The following is a 23,419-nucleotide window of genomic DNA, read 5'->3' as shown; positions in this document are numbered from 1 at the left end:
CGTGACATTTCAGGACTGGTCCGGGGGCTGGCCCGACGGGCTGCCTGTGGGTGACGGGTGGGTTGAGGTCGCCGACACCACCGACGTGATCTTCCCGTACGACGGCTCGGTGGTGACGACCGCCCCTGTCGGCACTGTCGCGCTGGCCCGGCAGGCCGTGGAGGCCGCGCTGGAGGCCGCTCCCGGCATGGCCGCGCTCCCCTCGCACGCCCGCCGCGCCGCGCTCATGGGCGCCCACGACGCCCTGGCCGCGCGGCGCGCGGAGTTCGAGCGCCTGCTCGTACTCGAGACCGGCAAACCGCTGGTCGACTGCCAGGTCGAGGTGGCGCGGACGCTCGTCACGCTCCTCACCGCCGCCGAGGAGGTGGCCCGGCTGCACGGTGAGACCGTGCCGCTGGACCTGCTGCCGTCGGGGGAGGGGCTGATCGGGTTCTGGACGCGGCGGCCGATCGGGGTCGTGGTCGGGATCACCGGCTTCAACTACCCGCTGCTGCTGGCCGCGCACAAGATCGCCCCGGCGGTGGCCGCGGGCTGCCCGGTGATCGTCAAGCCCGCACCCGCGACGCCCCTGGCGACCCTCTGGCTCGTCCACCTGCTCCGCGAGTCGGGCGCGCTGCCCCCGGCGGGGGTGCAGCTCGTCACCGGCGACGTCGAGGTGGGCAGGACGCTGGTCGAGGACCGGCGGATCGGGGCCGTGTCGTTCACCGGCTCGGCGGCGGCCGGGCACGCCATCGCGAAGAGCGCGGCGCCCACCAAGGTGCTGCTGGAGCTGGGCTCGAACGCCGCGCTCGTGGTCGCGGCCGACGCCGACCTGGAGGCCGCCGCCGCGGCGGTGGTGCGGGGCGGCTACTACGCCTCCGGGCAGGCGTGCATCTCGGTGCAGCGGGTGCTGGTGGAGGAGCCGGTACGCGAGGAGTTCCTGTCGCTGCTGGCCGGGCGGATGAAGGACGTGGTGGTGGGCGATCCGCGCGACCCGCGGACCCGGGTCGCGCCGCTGATCGATCCGGCCGCGACCGAGCGGGTGCTCGGCTGGGTGCGTGACTCGGGCGCGACGCTCGTCACCGGCGGCGAACTCGACGGGCGGGCCATCGCCCCCACCGTGCTCGCCGACGTGCCCGACGGGGCCGTGGCCTGGGACGAGGAGATCTTCGGCCCGGTGGTGTGCGTACGCTCGGTGCCCGGCATGGACGCCGCGTTCGCCGCCGTCAACGCCTCCAGGTACGGCCTGCACGCCGCGGTGTTCACCCGCTCGCTGGCCACGGCCTTCGCCGCGATCGACCGGATCGAGGCCGGGGGTGTGGTGGTCAACGAGGTGCCGGGGTTCCGGGCGGACAACATGCCGTATGGCGGCGTCAAGGACTCGGGCGCCGGCCGGGAAGGGCCCAGGTTCGCCATCGAGGAGCTCACCGTCACCCGGATGGCGATCATCCGCCCTTGACGGTCGTTAGTTGGGCGGGTCGAAGCGGCCGTCCACGGCGGTCCAGCCGCCGTCCACGTACAGGACGGAGCCGGTGACGAAGCTCGCAGCGTCGCTCGCCAGGTAGACCACGGCGCCCGCCATCTCCTCAGCCCGGGCCCACCGGCCGAGCGCGCTCTTGGCGGCGTACGCGTCGTACCAGGCGGGGTTGTCCTTGATCTGCCTGGTCAGCGGCGTCTCGACCACGCCCGGCGCGACCGCGTTGACCCGCACGCCATGCGGGCCGAACTCGGCGGCGGCGGTGCGCAGCAATTGCACCAGCCCCGCCTTGGTGGCGGAGTAGACGCCCTGGCCGGGCTCCGTCACCGACGCCCGGATCGACGCGAACCCGATGATCGACCCGCGCCCACGCTCCACCATCCCCGCCCCGAATGCCCGGATCACGTCGAAGGAGGCCCGCAGGTTCAGCCGTACGACGCGCTCGAACTCCTCGCCGGAGTAGTCGAGCAGCCGCTTGCGCACGTTCGTGGCGGCGGTGAAGACCACCACGTCGGCCGGCGCCTCGGCGGCGAGGGCCCGCACGGCCTCGGCGTCGAGGACGTCCACTCCGCGCGCCGACCCGCCGCACCGTTGCGCGGTCTCCTCGGCGGCGGCGAGGTCAAGGTCCGCGCAGACCACCTCGGCTCCGTGCGCGGCCAGCGCCAGCGCCGACTCCCGCCCGATCCCGCTTCCGGACCCGATCACCACAGCGCGCCGCCCATCGAGGCGGAACAACGCGTCGTATGCCGTCATGCCGCTCAGCCTAGCGACTGGTCTGACCAGTGCACCAGGTCTGCCCTGAGGTGGCGTCGGAGATTCCCAGGGACAGGTCAGGGGCGATCACCGATGAGGCGGGTGGGGCCGGCGCGGGATGGTGGTGTCATGACCCCCACCAACAACCTCGCCCGGGCCTCCTTCACGGCCGGGCCCGCCGCGTTCCTCGGCGGCTGGCTCCTCATGCGTCCCATCGACGGCGACCTCGTACCCGGTCCGTGGTGGACGGCCGCGCACGCCGTATGGCTGCTGGGATTCCTGCTGTTCGGCGTCATGGTGCTGGAGCTGCGGCGGATGGCGGCGCCCGCGACCTCCCGGCAGAAGGCGGCCGTGTGGGCGGTGACCGGGGTGGCGCTGTTCAGCGTCCTGGCCAACGTGGCCCAGCTCGTCATCGACCTGGTGGCCGGGTTCACCTCGGCGGACGGCGCGGCGATGCGGGCGGTGTTCGACCAGGTGCAGGGTTATCCGGGGGTGGATCTGGTCGTGTACTCGGTGGGCGCCCAGCTGTTCTTCGTGGCGCTCCTGGTGCTGGCCGGGATCATGGCGGTGCTGCGGCGGGCCACCTCGCTCAGCGCCGTGGTGCTCGCGGCCGGAGTCGTGGTGATGGCCGTGGCGATGTTCGGCGTCGGCCGCGACTCGGCGCTGGTCGCGGTGGGGATGGCGGTGCTGTGGCTGGGCGCGCTGCTGCTCGGCCGGGGACCTTCCGCGGGCGCCCTCAGCGCCTAACGCTTTGCCTGGCCGCCCAATCGGACCTGAGCAGCTCGTACTCCACCTCCCCCTGGTCGGACCCGTCGATCGGGTCCGGCCAGTCCTCGAAGAACGTACGGACGAAGCGCAGCCCGCACTTCTCCATCACCCGCCGGGAGCCGCGGTTCACCGCCATCGTCTGGGCGAAGACCCGGCGGGCGCCCAGCTCGGCGAACGCCTTGTCGATGAGGGCCAGCGAGCCCTCCGTGGCGTACCCCTTGCCCCAGGACGACTTGCGCAGCCGGTAGCCCAGCTCGGGCTCGTCCTCGGCGCCGCCCCTGGGCGCCCGCAGGTGGAACCAGCCCAGGAACTCGCCCGTCTCCCGCTCGACGGCGGCGAAGTAGCCGCCACGGATGAAGGCTGGCAGGGTCTCGCCGACGATCACCTCGCGCGGGGTGGCCTTGCCGCCGTTGAGATAGCGCATCACGTCGGGGTCGTTGTGCAGCTCGACGAGGTCGTCGGCGTCGGCCTCGGTGAACGGGCGCAGGGTCAGGCGGTCGGTCTCCAGGTAGCTGTGCACGCGCCCACGCTAGCCAGTGGCCCCGCCGCTCCTCGACGCGTTTTCCGTGTGATTGAGTGCGGTGAGCGGCGAAAGAGGTGGGCGTGGGCGTGGGGCGGCGGACGCAGGCCGAGCGGACCAGGATGACGACCGGCGAGCTGATCGAGACCGCGCTGCGGCTGTTCGGCAGGGACGGCTACGCGGCGACCTCGATCGACGACATCGCGCGCGAGAGCGGCATGACCAAGGGCGCGGTCTACCACCACTTCGCCGGGAAGGCCGACGTGTTCAGGGCCGTGTTCGTCCGGCAGGAGGAGCGGCTGGCCGAGCTGATCGCCGCCGCCTCCGCCGGGACCGACGATCCCCGGGAGGCGGTCCGGCTGGGCGCGCTGGCCTTCCTGCGGGCCTGCGCCGACCCCGAGGTGCGGCGGATCGTCCTGCTCGACGGGCCCGCCGTCCTGGGGTGGGACGGGGTACGGGAGATCGAGTACGAGCACACGCTCAAGCTGCTGCGCACCGGCCTGGAGGTGGCGGCCGACCAGGGCGGCATCGCGCCCGGCGACGTGACGGTCCGCGCGCACCTGATCTTCGGGGCGCTGTGCGAGGGCGGGATGCTCATCGCCCGAGCCGCCGACCCGGCCGCGACACTCGCCGCCGTCCTCACCCAGGCCGAACGCCTTCTCGACGCGCTCATCTAGCGTGCCGGTACGTTGACGGCTCGCCGGGGCGGTCTTAAACTCATCATTTAGTGAATTGCTGGCATGGAAGGCGAGCCATGCGCAGAACACCGGCGGCCGGCGCAAGCGCGATCTTCTTCGCCGCCGCCCCGGGTACCGTCGCCGTCCTTGTCCCGTGGTGGATCACCCACTGGGAGGCGCGCATCCCGTTCCCCGGCTGGATCATGATCCCGATGAGAGTGGTGGGCGGCCTGCTCGCGCTCGCCGGGCTCGCGGTCCTGATCCACGCCTTCACCCGGTTCGTGGTCGAGGGGCTGGGCACCCCCTTGCCCGCCGCGCCGCCCGAGCGGCTGGTCGTCGGCGGCCTCTACCGGCACGTGCGCAATCCGATGTACGTGGCCGTCCTCGTCACGATCCTGGGGCAGGCGCTGCTGCTGGCGCAGCCGTCGTTGCTGGTGTACGCCCTGGTCGTGATGGTGCCCGTGGTGTCGTTCGTCCGCTGGTACGAGGAGCCCACCGGCGCGCACCTGTACCGGATCTTCCCCAAACTCGGGATCACCTCCCGCGCCGCGCTCCGCGACGCGCTGGGCGCAGCGGGGCCCGGAGGGTGATCGACCGGAAACGTATGAAAGGTCCGGGACCTGGGTCATGTCCCTGATGATTGTTCGAAGAAGCAAGGGAGCGACTCAAGCACTGCGATGCCGGCCGGCGGAAACTGGTGCGGAGGATCAACGTTCGCACGCAGGTGTCGGTCGATGAACTGTTGCGTTCTGCTCAGGACCGTGGCGCACTGAGCGGCTGTGATCTGGCCCTGGCGGAGGGCATCACCAAGTTCGTCGAGGTCCAGGACGTGGTAACGATCAGCACCGGGTGGCACCAGGAAGTCGACGTAGAGGTCATGGACGACAAGTCCAGCCTCGGTCAGTTCGACCTCGACCAGGTCGACGTACCACCAACTCTCTACCGGGCCCTCGAACACAACCGGCCTGGTCAACTGGATGCCTTGGTCGAGCAAGAGGAAGCTGCGATCGATGGTCGGCCGTCCGGCCACTTGATACGCGGGCAAGAGCCGAGCGTCGTAGGCGACAACCTCTGCGATCCGGCGGCCGGGGCACCACTGACCCGTTCGGTGCAAGACCCGGACACTCTCGATGAGCGGCGTTGTTGTCACCTCGTGAACCTCTCATGACAGGGCCGGCCAGCCGAAGCGACGATGCGGCAGAAGACGCAATTCATGACCGGCATGATCACAGCTCGCCCGGCCGGCACACAAAGGCCTTTCAGCGGGTGGCCCCGCCGGCACACCTACGTCGCCGAGAAGTCCTGACCTGAGGTTGGGGTCCCATGTCGGATTCCAATTTGACGGTAAGTGATGATGTGTGGTCGGGTTGTGACCAATGTTGCTGATGGGGTAAATAGCACCGCTTCGGGGGTAAGTGTTCCATGCGGTATCCATGGCACGCTCTCGTGCGCGTGCTCGTTTCCGCTTCCATGACCAGCGCGACCCTGGTGGCCGTGCCCGTTGCCGCGCAAGCGGCCGCGCCGTCGTACGAGCAGCCGTTGGAAAGACAGGCGGCCAAGCCCAGGATCCGCCCGGTGCCCGCCGTACAGCAGCCGGCGCCCGCGGTCGTGAACGTGCCGCTGGAGCCGTCGCTGGCCCGCAGGGACGCGGGGGCCGAGAGCGTCGGCCCGCAGGCGCCGGAGGTGACGACGCCCGCCGGGCCCACGCTCGTCAACGAGATCACCGCGGAGGCGGCCAAGCGTGTCGGCGCGAAGCGGCCCGACCCGAAGCGGCTGCTGCCCGATACCAGTCAGGCGGCCACGCTGGCGGTGAAGAATCCGGCCGCGGGGCTGTTCGACAAGCTCGGTGCCCAGAAGACCGCGTCCGCGCTGTCCTACCGGCTCTGCGTGGAGAGCGAGGACGTACCGGTCTCCTGCTCGGCCGCCAGGCCCGTGGGGGTGCCCGCCGCCGCCGACGTGACCGGCGACGGCATGCCCGATCTGGCCGCCGACCTGGTGCCTACGGCCAGTCCCCAGGACTCGGCCGCCGGGCTCGGCTTCGCGGTCAGGCCGCTGCCCGGCGCCGACACGAACCTCAAGGCGCAGGTCTGGGCGGAGTATGACGGCCGCGTGTCGGTCGGCTTCGACGGGCTGCACCAGGGCGCGTCGCTGTCCGGTTTCGACTGGGGCACCTTCACCGTCGACCTCACGGGCAAGCGGGTGAAGGCGAGCGTCGAGCGTACCGACCCCGGCGCGTCGGCCGCGGTCGTGGCCGGGCTGACCGGCCGCAGCGTGGTGAGCCTGCGCCAGACGCCGGCCACCGAGAAGCTCTCGGTCGACGTGAACCTCGACTCGACCACCCTGGACGTCACCAGCTCGGCCCCCGCCAAGCTCGACGCGCTGGCGGTCAGCGGCAGCCGCTACACCCAGGCGCTGCTGGACAAGATGCCGGCCAAGGCCAAGATCGCGCTGACCCGGGGCAAGGACGGCGCCCGGATCCGCTTCAGCAGCCCGACCTCGATCCGCCACGCCGAGTTGCACAGCTACGTCTACAGCGACGGCGCTCTCGCCAGGGCGGCGAGCGTCGAGGCCCGCGACGTCCCGCCGTTCATGACCGCCGCGTACACCGCCGCGAACGGCAAGCAGATCCTCACTGTCGACTCGGGCCGCCCGCGGGCCGGTTCGGCCAAGCTGCTCTACTTCGACCGTGCCGCGGCCAAGACCGTGCTGCGGGCCGAGCTGAGCGGCCTGCCCGCCAAGGTTCGCCTGGTGAACGACCTGGCCGAGCACCGCGTGACGCACACCTCCAGCTCGAAGATCGGCCGGTTCGCGGTCGTGCTGCAGCGCGATGAGGGCGCCATCTCCAGCCCGCGCGGCGGCCACGTCACGATGATCAAGAACGGGGCCGCCGTCGGCGTGTCCGGGCTGCTGACGGGCCTGTCCGGCTTCGACGTCACGTACGGCGCGGTGCCCCACGCCCACCTGGAGGTCGGCTCCAGCGGCCGGTCCTTCCTCGGCGCGGCCAGCATCGACGGCACCCGCCTGGCCAGGCTGGAGATCTCCAACACCCCCGCCAAGGTCGACGTGACGCTCGACCCGGCCGCGCGGAAGGCCGTCTACCAGGCCAGCGGCGTGATCGACAAGGTCAGGGCCGCCTACACCGACACCAAGTCGGGGCCCACGATCGACGGCACCATCCTGGGCGTGCACGACGACGTCAAGGCCGCCTGGGAGCTGGGGGAGCGCTCGACGGTCGACATCACCTCCTCCTCCACGCTGGGCAAGGTGCGGATCTACGCGAACAAGGCGTACGTCACCAAGCCCCAGGGCGAGGACGTCCAGGCCGAGGTGTCCGGCGTGCGCAAGCACGTCGAACTGGTGGCCGACACCGCCGCCAAGACGCTGACCTGGACCTCGGACGGCCCGGTGCGCTCGGTCTCCGCGCTGGCCCGGGCGAACTCGCAGGGCCGCTACATCACCGCCGCCGCCGAGGTGACCGGCGTGCCCGCCCGTTTCGACGCCTCCTGGAACGGCGACGCCTACCGCTTCCGCGGCCTGTCGGGCCCGGTCGGCTCGGCGGCCGTGGCGTTCACCAACCACGACGGCGCCAAGGCGCCCGCCGGGCCGCACCTGGCCGCCCACTACGACCAGGCCACCGGCGACCTCGACGCGAGTGTGCGGGTCAAGGGCCTGTCGGCGGTGGAGTTCAGCCCGGGGGAGCAGGGCTTCACCGGCGACTTCAAAGCGGCCCGGCAGACGCTCGCCCTCGACACCGACGTCACCCAGGGCGACCTGCGCTTCGGGCTGCTCGGCAGGCTCGGACCGCTGCCCGGCCGCTTCGCGGTCTCGGCGGCGGGCGGCGCGCTGACGTACTCGGGGTCCCGGCTCGACGTGACGGCCCGCGCCTGGCTCGGCAAGGCGGGCGCGCTCAAGAACATGGCCGCCGCACCGGCCGTGCCCGGCGGCATCTCGCTGGTGGACGGCGGCTGCGTCGCCGGGTCTCCCGGCTGCCCGCCGGGCGCCTTCTGCACGGACCGCGGCTGCTTCGGGGTCCAGGGCTACCTCGACGTGCGGGGGCTGCCGGACCAGGTCACGGTGGACCTGGCCAAGAAGTCGTTCACGTTCGCCGGATTCGCGCCCGAGCGCCGCTCGCTGGGCGTCTACCTGGCCAGTACGATCCTGGCCCCGGTACCGATCAAGGCGCGGGCCACGCTCACCGGGCTGCCCTCCAAGATCACCAGCATGTCCGTCGGCCCGTTCGACGTGACGCAGGGCAACGCCGTGCAGGCGAACTACCGGATCGAGCCGCCCGCCACGCTCGGCTCGCTGGACCTGCTGGCCGAGGCGGGCAACCTACGCGCTCACGTGGCCGTCGACCCGGTCCCGGCCGCGGTCGCCGTACAGGGCAGCTATGGCGCGCAGACCCGCATCCGGGTGACGAACTCCGCGGCCGTCAAGCGCCTCAGCGCGAAGGTCACCGTGGACGGGACGGGCACCGGCGAACTGCGCTTCGGCGACGTGCCCGCCAGGTTCGGCGTGGACGCCGACGCGTCCGGCGCGAACCTGCGGATGCCCGCCGTCACCTACAAGGCGCTGGGCGGCGTCAACACGCTCGACGGCTACCTCGGCGTGGAAGGCGGGCTGATCGACCCGAAGGGGAAGCTCGGCGACCTGTCGCTCGCCGTCACCGACCTGGCCGCCGACACCACCGTGCGGCTCAACCCCGACCAGTCGCTCGACCTGGTGTCCAGGCCGGTGCCGACGGGGCGGATCCAGGTGCACGCCGGGCTCGCCATCGACCCGGTCGCGCGGCAGCGCATCGCGGTCAGCAAGGAGGTCCCGTACACCACGGGCTTCCTGTCCTACCAGGTCGGGGGCGACTTCGGGCTCGGCAGGAGCACGATCAAGGACCTGTCGCTGGACGTCCGCCGCATGGCGTGGCTGCGCGTCAGGCCGGGCAAGATCCCGTTCGGCATGAAGGCGCCGCCCGCGCTGGGCTACCTCGCCCCCGGCTTCGAGGGCGACTATGGGCGCCTCGCCCTCGCCGCGAGCGGGGTGAACCTGCGCCCCGACGTCAACCTGAACGTCAAGCTGAGCAGGAAGCTCGGCAACGACATCTTCCGCGACGCGGTCCGCATCGGCCCGGCCACCTCGCTCGCCATGCGCCGCTACGACCAGCGGATGCGCCGGATCGGCGCCAAGCAGGCGATCAGCGCGGCGGGCGTGCAACTGGCCTGCCTGACCCTCGACGCGAAGCCGGGCTTCGTCGCGGGCAAAGGCACGAACTCGATCACGCTGCGCGGCGCGGACGGCCCGCAGATGGTGTCGCTGCTCGACCCCGGCGGGCAGGTGCCGGACTACGCGGTGGACCTGCTGACGCACTTCATGTCGCCGTTCCCCGGCGCCGACTGGAAGGTGGCGGGGGCCAAGGCCGGACACTGCGCCACGGGCGATCCCCAAGCCTGAGCCGTCAGCGGGGGCCCAGATAGCCGGGTGGCGGGCCGCCGCCGTCGTACGTACGCACCGGGCGGCCGGCCAGGAAGGCGCGCAGGGTGCTCAGGTAGGGCTTGCCCCGGTACGAGCCGTCCGCCAGGTAGGCGACCCCCGCGCGGGGGAGGGCGGCGCGGTAGTCGGCCACCGTTGACCACTCCTGCCGGTCGCGGGCGCCTTTGACGATCAGGGCCGGGACCGCGGAGGCGGCCAGGCCCTGCCGCAGGCCGGTGGGGGCGGTGCGCTGGGCCAGCCGGGCATAGCCGCCGGCGTGGTCGTGCTCGAGTTCGCGGTCGCCGGCGAAGGCGTGGGCGGCCTGGGGATTCGATTTCAGGAGCGTGTAGACCGCGAGCAGGCGGGGTGAGAGAACGTCCGGGCCGGTGAAGAGGGAGGCGGTCTGCGGGCGGTCGAGGGCGGCGGGGGCGGAGAAGACGGCCTTGGCGACCTGGTCGGGATGCTCCGCCAGGTAGGCCGCGGCCAGCCGGGCGCCATAGTCCTGGCCGATGAGGATGAGCCGCTGGGCGCCGATCTCCTGCCGTACCGCCTCCAGATCGGCCACGTCGCGGGGCAGGCCGTACCCGCGCGGGTCCGCCAGCCGGCCGGACCGGCCCGCGCCGAGCTGGTCATAGACGTAGACGGTGTAGCCGTCGGCGGCCAGCCCCGCGAAGAACGCCGAGTCGCCCGCCAGGTCGGCCAGTCCGGGCCCGCCGTGCAGGAACACCACCGGCTCCGGCCGCGTGACCCGCTTGGGCGCCAGCCGTACGTACGCCAGCTCAGAGCCCGTCGCCAGCTTCCACTCCCGCTGGCCCGCCACCGGCTTCAGCGGCGCGGGCCCGCCCGGCGGCGCGTGCAGGGTGGTTGCCGCGACCTGCCAGACCACGACGGCCTCCACCGACAGGATGACCAGGGCCCGCAGCCAGCGCCCCCAGACCGGGCGCGGTCTCGGCACGCACAGCAGCAGGCCGAGGAAGAACACCGACGCGAACACCGCGAGCCCCGTCACGGTGAAGACATCCGGCCCGGCGCCGAGCATCGCCATGCCGGCCAGCGCCGCCAGGCCCGGGATCGGGGAGAGTGCCAGGATCCCGAGCCCGGTCAGCAGCCGGCCGGCCCGTCTGGCAAAAGAACGCACAGGCCGAAACTAGCTCAAACCACCCGTACGGGAGGGTGAATCGGCGAGCGGGCGCCCCAGCCGGAGCCGGAGGTGGCCGTCGCGGGACGCCATCTCCCGCACCGTCCACACCCGCTCCTGTACGACGTCGCCCCGGGTGGTCACGTATCCGCCCACCCGGAGCACCGGACGTCCGGTGTCGTCGGTGACGAGCTGTACCCGCGACTCCGAGTCGTCGGCGAATATCAGCATGAAGTCGGCCGGATCGGCCGGGGTGTCGAGGATGAGGCCGGGATAGAGGTGGGAGTCCGGGATCCGGATCGCGTGGTCGTTCACCCGGACGCCCCTACCCCGGCCGGGCGGTTTCAGTTGTTGTTGAGGAACTGCTGGGCGAGCGTCCTGCCCAGGTTCACGGCCTGGGTGTGGTTCTCGATCGTCGACACCTTGGTGCCCGACCCGGTGAACACGATGTACGTGACGCCGGAGTCGGTGCCGCCGTTGCTCGGGTCCGGGTTGATGCCCAGGTCGGCGGCCGTACGGTATGACGCCTCGCCGATGATGCCCGTCGGCCCGGTATCACCCATGACGGCATACTCCACTTGGCCGTTGTAGACGATCGCCACCACCGTCCCGCAGCCGATGCCCTTGGTCCGGTAGTCCCAGGTGCTGCTGGGACTGGGCACCACCATGTAGGCGAGCTGCGCCGCGTTGAGCGGGCCGCCGGCGCTGGTCTGGCAGAACGTCTCGGGCAGGAAGCAGCAGTCGGTGTCCTCGTTGCACTGCGTCGTGCGGACGCCGTCGCAGTCGATGTCCATGTCTCCCTTCCAGAACACCGCGCCGGTCTTCTCGCACACCGCCACCGTCGCCGTGCTGACGTCGGAGTCGGTCTTGTACTTGCCGTTGGAGATCTGACTGCACGCCGTGACCTTGGCCAGGAGCTGGTCGGCCGTGGGCCCGGTGGTGCCGCCGGTGGCGGTGCCGGTGACCGTGGCGCTGTGGCCGGACTCGTTGCCGGCCGCGTCCACGGCGGTGACCGTGTAGCTGTGCGTGGAGCCGGAGGTCAGGCCGTTGATCGTGGCACTGGCCGTCGGCGAGGTGGCCACCACGGTGGTGCCCTCGTAGACCTTGTAGCCGGTCACGCCGACGTTGTCCGAGGAGTCGTTCCAGGCCAGCGAGATGCTGCCGGCCGAGGTACCGGTCACGCGAGGACTCGCGGGCACGCTCGGCGCCTGCCCGTCCGGGCCGCCGGAGCCGCTGACGGACAGCCGGTCCACGTTGGGGCCGCCGTTGGCGGAGGTGCCGGTCGCGCGGATCGTGTTGACCCCGGCGTTCAGGGTGACCGTGACCTGGCCGTCGGCCCAGGTGTCCCAGTTGCCGGTGCCGGCGAAATTCACTCCGGCGGCGGCAACGGAGCCGTTGACGGCGATGTCCATCGGCCGCGTCGCCGTGGTGCCGTTGGCGTACCGGAAGGTCAGGGTGTGGGTGCCGGCGTCGGCCACGCTGACGCTCCACTCGATGTACCCGCCGACGGCGTTGACGTAGTCGACGAAGCCGGTGCCGGTGTAGCCGGTGTGGTTGGTCGCCACGCTGGCCTCCGACAGGGTGGCCGCCTCCGCCTGGTACTCGGTGGCGGGGGCGTCGGCGACCGTGGCCTCCAGGTAGTCGAGGTTCGGGTTGCCGCCCGTGTTCGCCGAGGTGACGCGGATCTTGTTGTCACCCGCGTTCAGCGTCGCGGTCAGCGTGGAGGTGGCCCACGTGTTCCAGTTGGCGGTGGTGCCGAAGGAGCGGCCGGCCGAGACGACGGTGCCGTTCACCGAGACGTCCGCGGTGCGGGCCGACGTGGTGCCGTTGGAGTAGCGGATGGCCAGCGTCGCGGTGCCCGCCGAGGGGGCGTTGACCGTCCACTCGGTGTACGGGCCCACGACGTTCTCGCCGTTGACGAAGCCGGTGCCGGAGAAGCCCGTGTGGTTGGCCTCGACGACGCCCTGGACGATGGTGGCGTTCTCGGCCTCGTAGCGGACCGTGGCCGCCCGCGCGGGCAGCGCGGTCAGGCCGGCGGCGAGGAGGGTGAGGAGGGGAAGCAGGATCAGCGGGCGTAAGCGAGCCCGAGCTGGAGAGTGCACGGCTGGCCCTTCTGCCGAATTCGTTAGGAAGGCTTCCTAACAACTGGAGATGGCACCACTCCGTCAAAGCACAGTCAACCCCGTAGAGGGGCCCAAAATAGCGCGAACACCAATCAATGCGATGAAATAGCTCCACCCTCTACAAGGCTGGAGACCTACGTGGCCCTGTTCGATCTGCCGCTTGAGCAGCTCAATTCCTACCTCCCCGACCGTGACGAGCCCGCCGACTTCGACGAGTTCTGGACGCGTACGCTGGCGGAGGCACGCGAGTTCGACGCGGCGGCCGAGTTCACCCGCTACGACCTGCCGCTCGCCTCGGTCGACGTGTACGACGTCTCCTTCGCGGGCTGGGGCGGTCATCGGATCAACGGCTGGTTCCTGGTGCCGCGTGGCGCGGAGGGACCGGTGCCGTGCGTGATGCACTACATCGGCTACAGCGGCGGCCGTGGCTTCCCGAAGGACCACCTGGTCTGGCCCGCCGTGGGCTACGCGGTGTTCGTGATGGAGACCCGGGGTCACGGCGGCGCGAGCCCGGGCAGCCCCGGAGTCACCGGCGACCCGTACGGCGGCGACAGCGCCCAGGCCCCCGGCATGATGACCCGCGGCATCCTCGACCCCGACCAGTACTACTACCGGCGGGTCTTCACCGACGCGGTCCGGGCGGTCGACGTGGCCGCCGCGCACCCGGCCGTGGACGCTGAGCGGATCGTCGCCTCGGGCGGCAGTCAAGGTGGCGGCATCGCCCAGGCGGCCGCCGCGCTGCACCCGTCGATCAAGGCGGCGCTGATCGACGTGCCGTTCCTGACGTACTTCCGCCGGGCCGTGGAGATCACCGACAAGGACCCGTACCAGGAGATCGTCCGCTTCCTGTCCACCCGGCGGGAGAGCGCCGAGCAGGTGTTCCGGACGCTGTCGTACTTCGACGGCCTGAACTTCGCCGCCCGCGGACAGGTGCCCGCGCTCTACTCGGTGGCGCTGATGGACCAGATCTGCCCGCCGTCCACGGTCTTCGCGGCCTACAACCACTGGCGCGGGCCCAAGGAGATCAGCGTCTGGCCGTGGAACGGGCACGAGGGCGGCGGCGGCTTCCAGACCGAGGAGCAGATCCGCTACCTGCACAAGCTGCTCGCGGAGGGCTGACAGACCACTGGTCCGGTCCGACCGATACATCCGGTCGGACCGGACCAGTGATGGTCCGTTCGGGTCGGCCTGGCCGGCCGCCAGGCCGATATGGCCCGTCTAGACGGGCTGGTCGGTCACCAGGAAGGACACGGAACCCTGGTCGTCCGCTCCCGCGTCCAGAGACTTGTCCTCCAGGACGGTCGCGGCCACCGGGTCGAGGTACACACGCGCGCCTTCGGCCTCGACGACCTCGTCGGCCGGCTCCGGCGCGGTCGCCAGAGACAGGGTCAGCGAACTGGCGCCCTCGCCCTGGGACGAGATGCGGATGCCGCTCTGGGCAGGCTCAGGGGCGGCCGCGGTCAAGTCACGAATCGCCTGAGCTGCGTTAGTTGTCAGGGTGAGCACGAGGCTCCTCCTCACGATCGACGTACATGAACTCCCCGCCCTTCCCTCATCGAACGGGTCAAACCCTCTGACTTGAATTCTTTACCGGCATTCTGCGGTGGCCGCGGGAATCATGTCGGATATGGAGTTCGACGAGCACCGCGAGGCCATGGTCGCCCAGCTGCTGGAACGCGGGGAGGTGAGCGGGCGGGTGGCGGAGGCCTTCCGCCTGGTCCCGCGCCATCTCTTCCTGCCGGAATTCGACCCGGCGGCGGCCTACCGGGACGAGCCCATCGTCACCAAACGCGACGAGGAGGGCCGGCCGATCAGTTCCTCCTCACAGCCCGCGATCATGGGCATCATGCTCGACCAGCTCGACGTCCGGCCCGGCGCACGGGTGCTGGAGATCGGCGCGGGCACCGGCTACAACGCCGCCCTGCTCGCGCACCTGACCGGGCCGGAGGGCCACGTGGTCAGCGTCGACATCGACGCAGACGTGGTCGCGGCGGCCCGGCGACATCTCGACGACGCCGGGTACCCCGAGGTGGTCGTCGCCCACGCCGACGGCGCGGCCGGCTTCCCGGAGGCGGCGCCGTACGACCGGGTGATCGCCACGGTCGGCGTGTGGGATCTGTCCCCGGCCTGGCTGGCGCAGCTCGCGCCGGGCGGCAGGCTCGTGGTGCCGCTCGACCTGCGCGGCGTGCAGGTGTCGGTGGCCATGGAGTACGCGGACGACCACTGGTCCAGCCGGTCGGTGGAGCCGTGCGGCTTCATGCGCATGCGCGGCCCCTCCGCCGGGCCCGAGGTCATGCTGATGCTGGACGGTGAGGCCGACCTGGTGCTCACGCTGCCGGAGCCGCGCGAGGTGGGTGACGTCCTGGCCATGCTGGACGGCCCCGCCGCCGAGGTGGCCGCCGACGTGCCGCCGTTGCCGCGGCTGTCGTTGATGGGCGGCGGGATCGGCCTGTGGCTGGCGATGCACGAGCCCCGCTGGTGCGCGTTGACCGGGCGGCTGGGGTGGGCCCCGGTGACCACCCAGGGGTACGGCATGACGGTGGGCCTCGTCGGCCCGGACGGCCTGGCCGTACTGGCGGCGGGGACGGAGCTGCTCGCCCGCGGATACGGGCCCGGCGGGGCCGCGCTGGCGGCGGAGCTGGCCGCGCACGTCCAGGCATGGGACGCGGCGGGCCGCCCAGAGGCCTGCGACCTGCGCATAGACGCCTACCCGGGCCCCGCGCCGGACGGCGTGGCCGTCATCACCAAGCGGCACACCCGCCTGGTGCTAAGCTATGACTGAATATCCGAACCAGTCATAGGGATTCACATGGCCGTGGCGTTCACGGCGGACGACCGGGCGCGCATCACCGCGCGGCTGCTCGACACCGCCGAAGAGCTCTTCGCCGCCCAGGGGCTGAAGAAGACCTCGCTCGACGAGCTGGTCGCCCCCTCGGGCATCGCGAAAGGCAGCTTCTACGCGTTCTTCGAGTCGAAGGAGGAGCTCTACAAGGAGGTCATGGTCCGCCGGGCGCCGCTGATGGGCAAGCTGCTCGCCGCCGCGCTCGACCAGCCGCCCAGCGTGGCGGCGCTGGCCGGCCTCATGCGAGGCATGGTCGAGGCGCTCACCACCGACCCGTTCTACCGGCGGCTGCTCACCCGCCCCGACGAGCTGGAGTCGGTGGCCCGCAGGGTCGGCCCCGAGGAGGTCGCCCGGGTCACCCCGCACCTGATCACGCCGCTGATCGACTACCTCGCCCAGGGGCAGAGCGAGGGCGTCATCGTCGCGGACGTGCCTCCGGAGGTGCTGATGGGCGTGCTGCGTACCGCGGGCCTGCTGGTGGTCAACCGCGACAGGTACGGTCCCGACTTCGAGCAGGTGCTCGACGCCACCATCAACGCGCTGGCAAGGGGGCTCATCGTATGAGCCGGCTGAAGAGATACGCGCGGGCCGCGGGCATGACCGACGAGGCGTGGAAGCGGCACGCCAACCCGTGGAGCGTCTGGACCAGGTTCGCCGCGATTCCGCTGATGATGCTGGCCATCTGGAGCCGGACGTGGATCGGCTGGTGGTCGCTGGTGCCCGTGGCGCTGGTCGTCGCCTGGCTGATCGTCAACCCGCACGCCTTCCCGGCGGTCGAGCGGCCGGCGAGCTGGGCGGCCAAGGGCATCTACGGCGAGAAGATGTGGCTGGAGGACCCGTCGCTGGTGTCCGGCGACCACCGCAAGGTGCAGCGCCTGCTCGTCGGCGTGGGCTCGGCCGGGTTCGCGCTGCTGGCCTGGGGGCTGGTCGCGCTGGAGGTGTGGCCCGCCGTGTTCGGCGCGACGCTGATCGTGCTCGGCCAGCTCTGGCGCATCGACCGCCTCGGCCAGCTGTACGAGCGGCACCGGGCCGCCTGACCGGTCGGCTTGCACGAGCGGGGCCGCCTAACCGGTGGGGAGCTCCAGTGGCGCGCCGAGGGTGCGCGAGACCTCGTGGGCGGTGCCCGCGACCAGCGGTCCCAGCTCCTGCGCGTCGTCGACCGACAGCTCGTGGGTCAGCGTCGAGATGCTCACCCCGGCCACCACGTGCCCGGTGTGGTCGAACACGGCCGCGCCGACGCAGCGGATGCCCGCCTCGTTCTCCTCGTCGTCGATCGCGAAGCCGCACTCGCGCACCCGCGCCAGGTGGCGGCGGAGCGCGGCCTGGGTGGTGATCGTGGCGGGCGTGCGCCTGGTCAGCCCGGTGCGGGTGGTGATGCCCGCCACCTCGTCGTCGGACATGGCCGCGAGCATCGCCTTGCCGATCGCGCTGGTGTGCAGCCACAGCGACATGCCGACGCGCGAGGGCATCTGGTAGGGCTTGCGCCCCTCCAGCTTGGCGGCGTAGACGGCTTCGTCGCCGTTGAGCACGGCCAGGTGCACGGTGTAGCCGGTCTGGTCGTGCAGGCGCTGCAGCACCGGCGAGGCCTGGCGTACCGGATCGAAGCGGGCCAGCATCCGGCCGGCCAGCGTGAGGATCTTGGGGCCCGGCAGGTAGCCGCCGGTGCCGTCCGGCCGGGCGAAGCCGTGCTCGGCCAGCGACTGCAGGATGCGGTGGGTCGTCGACTTGGGCAGCCCCGTCGCCGTCGCGATCTTGGTCACGCTCTCGTGCTCGGCGAGGGCCTCCAGCACCCAGAGCGCCTTGTCGATAGCGGTGCTCGGCCGGTGGTCCACCCGATCAAGCATACTCAGCGGGCCAGCCAGCCGCCGTCCACGACCAGTATGTGGCCCGTGACGTAGTCGGAGGCGCGCGAGGCGAGGAAGACGGCCGCACCCTCCAGGTCCGCGGGCTCGCCCCAGCGCCCGGCCGGGATCCGCGCCCTGATCTCCTGCTCGCGCCGCGCGTCCTGTCGCAGGGCGGTGGTGACGTCGGTGGCGATGTAGCCGGGGGCGATGGCGTTGACCTGCGCGCCGCGCGGCGCCCACTCGTTGGACAGCGCCTTGGTCAGCCCAGCCACCGCGTGCTTGGCCGCCGCGTAGGACGCCACGTTGATGCCGCCCTGGAACGACAGCAGCGACGCGATCGAGATCACCTTCGTGGCGCCGTGCTCCAGCAGCGCCTGGCTGAACACGTACCCGGCGTCGAGGTTGATCGCCATCACCCGGCGCCAGTCGTCCAGGCTGGTCGAGCCCCGGCTGATCGTGCCCGCGTTGTTGACCAGGATGTCCACCTCGCTCCGGGCCAAAATCGGCGCCAGCGCGGGCCTGATCGCGGCCGGGTCGCTCAGATCGAGGACGAGCTTGCGTACGTCGCTCCCGAGCAGTTTCACCTGGCGCTCGGTCTCGTCGAGGTCGTCGCGGTGGCCGTGCAGGATCAGGTCGGCCCCGGCCCGCGCGAGGCCGACCGCGATCGCCCGGCCGATCCCCGACCGCGCCCCGGTGACCAGCGCCGTCCGGCCGGTCAAAGAGAACAGCTCCATCCGTCACCGCATCTCGGTGATCGCGACCTGGTCCATGTCGTCGAACGCCTGGTTCTCCCCGGCCATCGCCCACACGAACGCGTAACTGCGGGTGCCGAACCCGCAGTGCACCGACCAGCTCGGCGAGATCACCGCCTGCTCGTTGGCCACGACCAGGTTGCGGGTCTCGTCGGGGCGGCCCATCAGGTGCACGACCCGCTCGTCGCGCGGCAGGTCGAAGTACAGGTAGACCTCGGTACGGCGGTCGTGGGTGTGGCACGGCATGGTGTTCCACATGCTGCCCGGCTCCAGCACGGTCACGCCCATGACGAGCTGGCAGCTGCGGATGCCGTCGAGGTGGACGTACTTGTAGATGGTCCGGTCGTTCGAGCCGTCGGCGCTGCCGAGCCGTACCGGATCCACGTCCTTCAGCCGCGCGTGCGTGGTTGGGAACGTCTCGTGCGCCGGGGCGGAGACCAGGTAGAACGTGCCGCGCTCGAACGTCACCTCGCGCGCGCCCCTGCCGACGTACAGGCAGTCCTTGGAGTCCAGCTCGTACGGCACGCCGTCGACCTCCACGGTGCCCGTCTCCCCGATGTTGATCACGCCCAGCTCGCGGCGCTCCAGGAAGTGCTCCGACCGCAGCGGGTCGAACGCCGTCAGCCGCGCCTTCCCGCTCGGCCGCACCCCGGCGACGACCATCCGGTCCTGATGCGTGTAGACGCCGTCCACCTCCGGCCCGAACAGGCCCTCGACGAGGTAGCGGGCACGCAGTTCCGCGGTGCCGAAGTGGCGGATCTGGTCGGGTGCGGTGGCATGCCGTATTTCCATCTCTTCCCTCCGGTTGTTCCGCGTCCTACGATCCTAGACACGGAACACTGTTCTATCCAATGGAACGCCTAACCCCCGGAGGCGCGCGGTGTACCAGCAGAACTTCAACCCCACCGGCTCCTTATGGCTGTCCGCCCTCCTGGCCGCCCTGCCCCTGCTCGCGGTGCTGGTGCTGCTGGGCGTCTTCAAGTGGAAGGCGCACTGGGCGGGCATCTCCGGCCTGGTCGTCGGTTTCCTGATCGCGGTCCTGCCGTTCGCGTACGGCATGCCGATCTCCCAGGCACTCGACTCGGCCGTGTACGGCGCGGCCAGGGCGGTGTTACTGATCCTGTGGATCACCTTCAACGCCATCTGGATCTACAAGATGACCGAGCGCAGCGGCCACTTCGCCGTACTGCGCCGGGCCTTCCAGGGCATCAGCGACGACAAGCGGATCACCGCGATCGTCATCGCGTTCTCCTTCGGCGCGCTCATCGAGGCCCTGGCCGGCGGCGGCTCGCCGATCGCCATCTGCGCGGTCATGCTCATCGCGCTCGGCTTCGAGCCGATGCGCGCCGCGGTCATCGCGCTCATCGCCAACACCGCGCCCGTCGCCTTCGGCGGCATGGGCAACCCGATCACGATCCTGGGCAGCGTAACCGAGCTGCCGCCCGAGCCGTTCGGCGCGATGGCGGGCCGGCAGACCGCCTTCATCGCGCTGCTCGTGCCGTTCATCCTGGTCTTCGTCGCCGACGGGCGGCGCGGCCTGCGCCAGGCGTGGCCCGCCGCGCTCGTCGCCGGGCTCAGCTTCGGCGCCACGCAGATCCTGATGTCGCAGGTCAACTACCTGCTCACGGACATCGCGGCGGCCCTGGTCTCGGCGATCGTACTGGTCGCGTTCGGCAAGGTCTGGAAGCCGGCCGAGACGGTCGGGTTCACGCCGAGCCCCACGCCGATCGCGGGCGGGTCCGTGGACGACCCCGCGTTCGTCCGCGTCCACGGCCGCCCTGGCGGGGACACCACCGGCGACAAGCTCGCGGCCTTCGCCCCGTACGCGATCATCATCGCGCTGTTCTCCATCGCGCAGATCCCCGCGATCAAGACCTACCTCGCCGGCTTCACCGTCAAGCCGGCCTGGCCCGGGTTCGACCTGGTGAACCCGGCGGGCAAGGCCGTGCCCGTGGTCTACGAGCTGCCTTGGGCCGCGCACCCCGGGACGCTGCTGTTCGTCTCCGGGCTGCTCACGCTCCTGGTGCTGCGGATCAGCCCGGCCTCGGCGCTGGCCACCTATGGGGCGACGATCCGGCAGTTCGGCTGGGCCATCGTCACCATCCTGTCGGTCTTCGCGCTGGCCTTCGTCATGCAGTTCTCGGGGCAGATCCAGACGCTCGGCCTGTTCCTGGCCGGCGCGGGCGCGTTCTTCGCCTTCCTGTCACCGGTCGTCGGCTGGTTCGGCGTCGCGATCACCGGTACGGACGCGGGCGCCAACGCCCTGTTCGCCAAGCTCCAGACCACCGCGGCGGGCCAGCTGAACATCCCGCCGGAGCTGTTCGGCGCGGCCAACAGCTCCGGCGGGGTGATGGGCAAGATGATCTCGCCGCAGAACCTGGCCATCGGCACGGCCGCGGTCGGCCTGGTGGGGGAGGAGGGCAACCTGTTCCGCCGGGTGATCGGCTGGAGCGCCGTGTTGCTGCTCATCCTGTGCGTGCTGGTGTTCCTGCAGTCGACGCCCGTGCTGGGGTGGCTGGTGCCCTGATGCCGGGCGGTCCGGCTACGGGGCCGTTGGAGCGTCCGGCCGCTCCGCTGGTACGTCCGGCTGCCCGGCGGGTTCGCCGGGGCCGCCCGTCCGTCTGGACAGCAGCCAGATCGCCAGGCCGAGCACGACCAGCGCGGCGAGTCCGGCCCAGAGCCAGCCGGGGATGCCGCCCCCGCCCTGCGCCGCAGCGGCAGGTCGGGTGGTCTGCGCCGAGACGGCGGGTGCGGTCGTGGCAGCCGCCGTCTCGGGCGCCGTCGAGCTGGACGAGGTGGCCTTCACGGTGAAGGGGATCTCGCCCTCGATCGGGTGGCCGTCGGACGAGACCACCCGCCAGGCGATGACGTACGAGCCGCCCGCCAGCGGGCCGGGCACGGCGGTCCGCACCTTGGGCCCGTCGGCCTGCGGCTCGCCGAGCTTGATCATCTGGCCGGCGGCGGTGCGCAGCACCACCAGCGGGAAGCGGACGCGGGAGGAGTACTCCAGCTCGATCGTCTCGACGCCGGACACGGTGGCGCCCTTGGCGGGTGAACTGCTCTTGAGGCTGTCGTGGGCAAGGGCGGCGGGCGCGGTGACGGACAGGAACAGCCCGCACCCGATCACCGCCACAAGGGTTCTGCGAAGAAGGTTGGACAAGGTGAACTCCATGACGAGGGAAGCGTTGTTGGCAAATCGGTGTCTCCCCTCGTGGGAGGCCCTCTCCGTGGCTCCGCGGTCGCGATCCGGCCCGTGATCGACGGCCTGAGCGGCGCCCGCCGAGCCGGAGCCGGCCGTACCGGAGCCGGAGCGATCGCGGGAATCGCGCGGAACGACCGTGGCAGGGCGAGCCGGGGCCGCCCCGACAGGCGCAGCATGAGCCAGAACGCGCTCTCACCCCGATGCAGCCACCAGCCCGTCAGCACGGCGATCGTCAGATGGACCAGCGCCATGCCCACGGCGAAATGCACGTGCCCCGTGCCGGGCGCGGTCAGCTCGAACAGCTTGTGCAGCGATGCCTGCGTCCCCACCGTGGCGCCGAGCACCACCTCGGGGCCACGCTCGCGCCCGCTCAGGATGTACGCCAGGGCGAGCGCGCCGAGCCCGCCCGCCACCATGACGCCGGGCGCGACCGCCGCGCCGCCAGCGAAGGCATGCCCGGCCGCCGACACGGCAGCGCACACCACCGCGAAGGCGATGGCTCGGGCGAGGCGCATGCGCCCATCCTTCCAGCCTTCGGGCACGCACAACCTACTTGCCGGACATATGTACGGCCTGAGGGGCTGTATTTACTGTTAAGGCATGTGCGATCTGAGTCAGCAGGAAAGTCGGGACCTCAGCGACACCCTGAGCAAGATCAACAGCCTGGTAGGGCAGGTGGAGGCGCACCGATCGAGCATCGAGCAGACCGCGTACATGGACCACGAGAACCTGGCCGCCCTCCTCACCGACCTGGAGCGGCAGGTGGGCTCAGCCCGGGCCTGGGTGGTGGCCAAGCCCCAGGAGCACGCCGGACACTGACGCCCGCGGTTGGCCGCGCGAATCTCCCGCAGGGCGCCGTCATTGACCTCTCAGGGCGTGCCGGTGGGCGGAATGCGGATGATGCGGTCGTCCTGGGCCACCGGGGCGCCGCGTCCGTCGCGGTTGCTCGTCGTCACCCACAGCCATCCGTCCGGCCCCACCGCGACCGCGCGCAGCCGCCCGTAGGCGGCCCGCAGCTCGGCGACCGGGGTTCCGGCCCCGCCGGCGGCCGTCAGAGGGACGGTCCACAGCCGGGTCCCGCCCAAGGCGCCGGCGAACAGCGTGCCGTTTGCGTACGCGAGCCCGCTCGGCGACGCCTCGGCCGTCGACCACGTGACGATCGGGTCGCGGAAGGACGGGTTGCCGCAGACGCCCTCGCAGGTGGGCCAGCCGTAGTTGCCGCCCGCGACGATCCGGTTGACCTCGTCCCGGGTGTTCTGACCGAACTCGCTGGCGTACATCCTGCCCTGCGCGTCCCAGGCCAGGCCCTGCACGTTGCGGTGGCCGTAGCTGTAGACCCGGGAGCCGGCGAAGGGATTGTCCGGCGGGACGCCGCCGCTCGGCGTCATGCGCAGGATCTTGCCCGCCGGGGTGTTGAGGTTCTGTGCGTTGGCGGTGTTGCCGGCGTCGCCGGTGGACACGTACAGCTGGCCGTCGGGGCCGAAGGCGAGGCGGCCACCGTTGTGGTTGGCGGCCCGTGGCACGCCGGAGAAGAGGACGTTCTGGGTCTGCGGCGCGCTCAGCCGGAACCGTACCAGCCGGTTGTCGTTGCTCGTGGAGAAGTAGGCGTAGACCCACTGGTCCTGGGCGTACGTCGGCGACACGGCGATGCCGAGCAGCCCGCCCTCGCCGGAGGCGGCGACCCCGTTGACGGTGGCCACCCGAACCGGGGCCTGTCCCGGGCGCACCTGGAGAATCCTGGCGGTGCCGCGCTCGGAGACCAGCGCGCTGCCGTCGGGCAGGAAGGCCAGCCCCCACGGCACCTGCAGGCCGGTGGTGGACACCTGTGCCCGGGAGTAGTCGAAGCCGCCGATCGCCTGCGCGGCGGTGGGGGGGGGGGGC

The 23,419-nt window shown here is 71.5% G+C and carries 24 protein-coding genes; 12 read left to right on the top strand and 12 right to left on the bottom strand.

Annotated elements, in window-relative coordinates:
* The first annotated feature begins 1 nt into the window (after position 1).
* Entirely contained in the window at positions 2–1,438 is a 1,437-nt protein-coding gene (locus KLK06_RS56515) for an aldehyde dehydrogenase family protein (RefSeq protein WP_308168986.1), read from the top strand.
* Positions 1,439–1,444: 6 nt separating this feature from the next.
* Here the strand turns inward: KLK06_RS56515 and KLK06_RS56510 are convergent, their stop codons facing one another.
* Complete coding sequence (locus KLK06_RS56510; RefSeq protein WP_214644175.1) at positions 1,445–2,209, bottom strand: SDR family NAD(P)-dependent oxidoreductase; 765 nt, start codon at positions 2,207–2,209, stop codon at positions 1,445–1,447.
* A gap of 129 nt (positions 2,210–2,338) precedes the next feature.
* Here KLK06_RS56510 and KLK06_RS56505 point away from each other — a divergent pair, with 129 nt between their 5' ends.
* Positions 2,339–2,956: a hypothetical protein gene (locus KLK06_RS56505; protein WP_214644174.1), complete on the top strand. Its 618-nt coding sequence runs from the start codon at positions 2,339–2,341 to the stop codon at positions 2,954–2,956.
* Here the strand turns inward: KLK06_RS56505 and KLK06_RS56500 are convergent.
* Positions 2,946–3,497, bottom strand: coding sequence for a GNAT family N-acetyltransferase (locus tag KLK06_RS56500; protein ID WP_214644173.1), 552 nt, complete (start codon positions 3,495–3,497; stop codon positions 2,946–2,948). The two genes, KLK06_RS56505 and KLK06_RS56500, sit on opposite strands and share 11 nt — an antisense overlap.
* A gap of 83 nt (positions 3,498–3,580) precedes the next feature.
* Here KLK06_RS56500 and KLK06_RS56495 point away from each other — a divergent pair, with 83 nt between their 5' ends.
* From KLK06_RS56495 to KLK06_RS56480, 4 genes are all read left to right on the top strand, one after another.
* Positions 3,581–4,174, top strand: coding sequence for a TetR/AcrR family transcriptional regulator (locus KLK06_RS56495; protein ID WP_214644172.1), 594 nt, complete (start codon positions 3,581–3,583; stop codon positions 4,172–4,174).
* Between the two features lie 77 nt (positions 4,175–4,251).
* Complete coding sequence (locus tag KLK06_RS56490) at positions 4,252–4,764, top strand: isoprenylcysteine carboxylmethyltransferase family protein (protein ID WP_214644171.1); 513 nt, start codon at positions 4,252–4,254, stop codon at positions 4,762–4,764.
* A gap of 50 nt (positions 4,765–4,814) precedes the next feature.
* Positions 4,815–5,342 (top strand): hypothetical protein, encoded by a 528-nt coding sequence (locus KLK06_RS61155; protein ID WP_250907598.1) that lies wholly within the window; start codon positions 4,815–4,817, stop codon positions 5,340–5,342.
* 302 nt (positions 5,343–5,644) lie between these two features.
* A complete protein-coding gene (locus KLK06_RS56480) occupies positions 5,645–9,619 on the top strand; it encodes a hypothetical protein (protein ID WP_214644169.1) in 3,975 nt (1,324 codons plus the stop codon).
* Between the two features lie 4 nt (positions 9,620–9,623).
* Here the strand turns inward: KLK06_RS56480 and KLK06_RS56475 are convergent, their stop codons facing one another.
* Genes KLK06_RS56475 through KLK06_RS56465 form a run of 3 tightly spaced genes read right to left on the bottom strand, consistent with a single transcriptional unit; the run spans position 9,624 to position 12,877 of the window.
* Positions 9,624–10,775: an alpha/beta fold hydrolase gene (locus KLK06_RS56475; protein ID WP_214644168.1), complete on the bottom strand. Its 1,152-nt coding sequence runs from the start codon at positions 10,773–10,775 to the stop codon at positions 9,624–9,626.
* Between the two features lie 9 nt (positions 10,776–10,784).
* A complete protein-coding gene (locus KLK06_RS56470; protein WP_214644167.1) occupies positions 10,785–11,090 on the bottom strand; it encodes a hypothetical protein in 306 nt (101 codons plus the stop codon).
* A 29-nt stretch (positions 11,091–11,119) separates the two neighbouring features.
* Positions 11,120–12,877, bottom strand: a complete 1,758-nt coding sequence (locus tag KLK06_RS56465; protein WP_214644166.1) for a glycoside hydrolase family 75 protein — start codon at positions 12,875–12,877, stop codon at positions 11,120–11,122.
* Positions 12,878–13,036: 159 nt separating this feature from the next.
* Here KLK06_RS56465 and KLK06_RS56460 point away from each other — a divergent pair, with 159 nt between their 5' ends.
* Entirely contained in the window at positions 13,037–14,017 is a 981-nt protein-coding gene (locus KLK06_RS56460) for an alpha/beta fold hydrolase (RefSeq protein WP_214644165.1), read from the top strand.
* A 99-nt stretch (positions 14,018–14,116) separates the two neighbouring features.
* Here KLK06_RS56460 and KLK06_RS56455 read toward each other — a convergent pair whose 3' ends face one another.
* Positions 14,117–14,404 carry an iron-sulfur cluster assembly accessory protein gene (locus KLK06_RS56455; protein ID WP_214644164.1) on the bottom strand — a complete coding sequence of 96 codons (288 nt, stop codon included), beginning with the start codon at positions 14,402–14,404 and terminating at the stop codon, positions 14,117–14,119.
* 121 nt (positions 14,405–14,525) lie between these two features.
* On the opposite strand from KLK06_RS56455, the gene fxlM reads away from it, so the two are divergent.
* The 3 genes from fxlM to KLK06_RS56440 are packed head-to-tail and all read left to right on the top strand — an operon-like array spanning position 14,526 to position 16,777.
* The gene (gene fxlM, locus KLK06_RS56450) at positions 14,526–15,680 is read left to right on the top strand and encodes a methyltransferase, FxLD system (protein WP_214644163.1); all 1,155 of its coding nucleotides are present in this window, start codon (positions 14,526–14,528) and stop codon (positions 15,678–15,680) included.
* 27 nt (positions 15,681–15,707) lie between these two features.
* Positions 15,708–16,304: a TetR/AcrR family transcriptional regulator gene (locus KLK06_RS56445; protein WP_214644162.1), complete on the top strand. Its 597-nt coding sequence runs from the start codon at positions 15,708–15,710 to the stop codon at positions 16,302–16,304.
* A complete protein-coding gene (locus tag KLK06_RS56440) occupies positions 16,301–16,777 on the top strand; it encodes a DUF6653 family protein (protein ID WP_214644161.1) in 477 nt (158 codons plus the stop codon). Before KLK06_RS56445 ends, KLK06_RS56440 begins: the two co-directional genes overlap by 4 nt.
* Before the next feature lie 27 nt (positions 16,778–16,804).
* On the opposite strand, the gene KLK06_RS56435 is transcribed toward KLK06_RS56440, so the two are convergent.
* Genes KLK06_RS56435 through kduI form a run of 3 tightly spaced genes read right to left on the bottom strand, consistent with a single transcriptional unit; the run spans position 16,805 to position 19,128 of the window.
* Positions 16,805–17,572 (bottom strand): IclR family transcriptional regulator, encoded by a 768-nt coding sequence (locus KLK06_RS56435; protein ID WP_214644160.1) that lies wholly within the window; start codon positions 17,570–17,572, stop codon positions 16,805–16,807.
* Positions 17,573–17,586: 14 nt separating this feature from the next.
* Positions 17,587–18,318 (bottom strand): SDR family oxidoreductase, encoded by a 732-nt coding sequence (locus tag KLK06_RS56430; RefSeq protein ID WP_214644159.1) that lies wholly within the window; start codon positions 18,316–18,318, stop codon positions 17,587–17,589.
* A gap of 3 nt (positions 18,319–18,321) precedes the next feature.
* Positions 18,322–19,128 (bottom strand): 5-dehydro-4-deoxy-D-glucuronate isomerase, encoded by an 807-nt coding sequence (gene kduI / locus KLK06_RS56425; RefSeq protein ID WP_214644158.1) that lies wholly within the window; start codon positions 19,126–19,128, stop codon positions 18,322–18,324.
* Positions 19,129–19,216: 88 nt separating this feature from the next.
* Here kduI and KLK06_RS56420 point away from each other — a divergent pair, with 88 nt between their 5' ends.
* Positions 19,217–20,863 carry an L-lactate permease gene (locus KLK06_RS56420; protein ID WP_214644157.1) on the top strand — a complete coding sequence of 549 codons (1,647 nt, stop codon included), beginning with the start codon at positions 19,217–19,219 and terminating at the stop codon, positions 20,861–20,863.
* Between the two features lie 15 nt (positions 20,864–20,878).
* On the opposite strand, the gene KLK06_RS56415 is transcribed toward KLK06_RS56420, so the two are convergent.
* Both KLK06_RS56415 and KLK06_RS56410 read right to left on the bottom strand, forming a co-directional pair.
* Complete coding sequence (locus tag KLK06_RS56415) at positions 20,879–21,496, bottom strand: copper resistance protein CopC (RefSeq protein WP_214644156.1); 618 nt, start codon at positions 21,494–21,496, stop codon at positions 20,879–20,881.
* Complete coding sequence (locus tag KLK06_RS56410) at positions 21,460–22,053, bottom strand: MFS transporter (RefSeq protein ID WP_214644155.1); 594 nt, start codon at positions 22,051–22,053, stop codon at positions 21,460–21,462. Before KLK06_RS56410 ends, KLK06_RS56415 begins: the two co-directional genes overlap by 37 nt.
* 85 nt (positions 22,054–22,138) lie before the next feature.
* Here KLK06_RS56410 and KLK06_RS56405 point away from each other — a divergent pair, with 85 nt between their 5' ends.
* Positions 22,139–22,357, top strand: a complete 219-nt coding sequence (locus tag KLK06_RS56405) for a hypothetical protein (protein WP_214644154.1) — start codon at positions 22,139–22,141, stop codon at positions 22,355–22,357.
* Between the two features lie 50 nt (positions 22,358–22,407).
* On the opposite strand, the gene KLK06_RS56400 is transcribed toward KLK06_RS56405, so the two are convergent.
* Positions 22,408–23,419 (bottom strand): sorbosone dehydrogenase family protein (locus KLK06_RS56400; RefSeq protein ID WP_214644153.1); only part of this gene is annotated, 1,012 nt, incomplete at its 5' end.

The sequence above is a fragment of the Nonomuraea sp. NEAU-A123 genome, assembly GCF_018603905.1.
Lineage (GTDB): Bacteria > Actinomycetota > Actinomycetes > Streptosporangiales > Streptosporangiaceae > Nonomuraea.
Note: the sequence above shows the minus strand (reverse complement) of the source record. Positions and strands in the feature narration are given on the sequence as shown.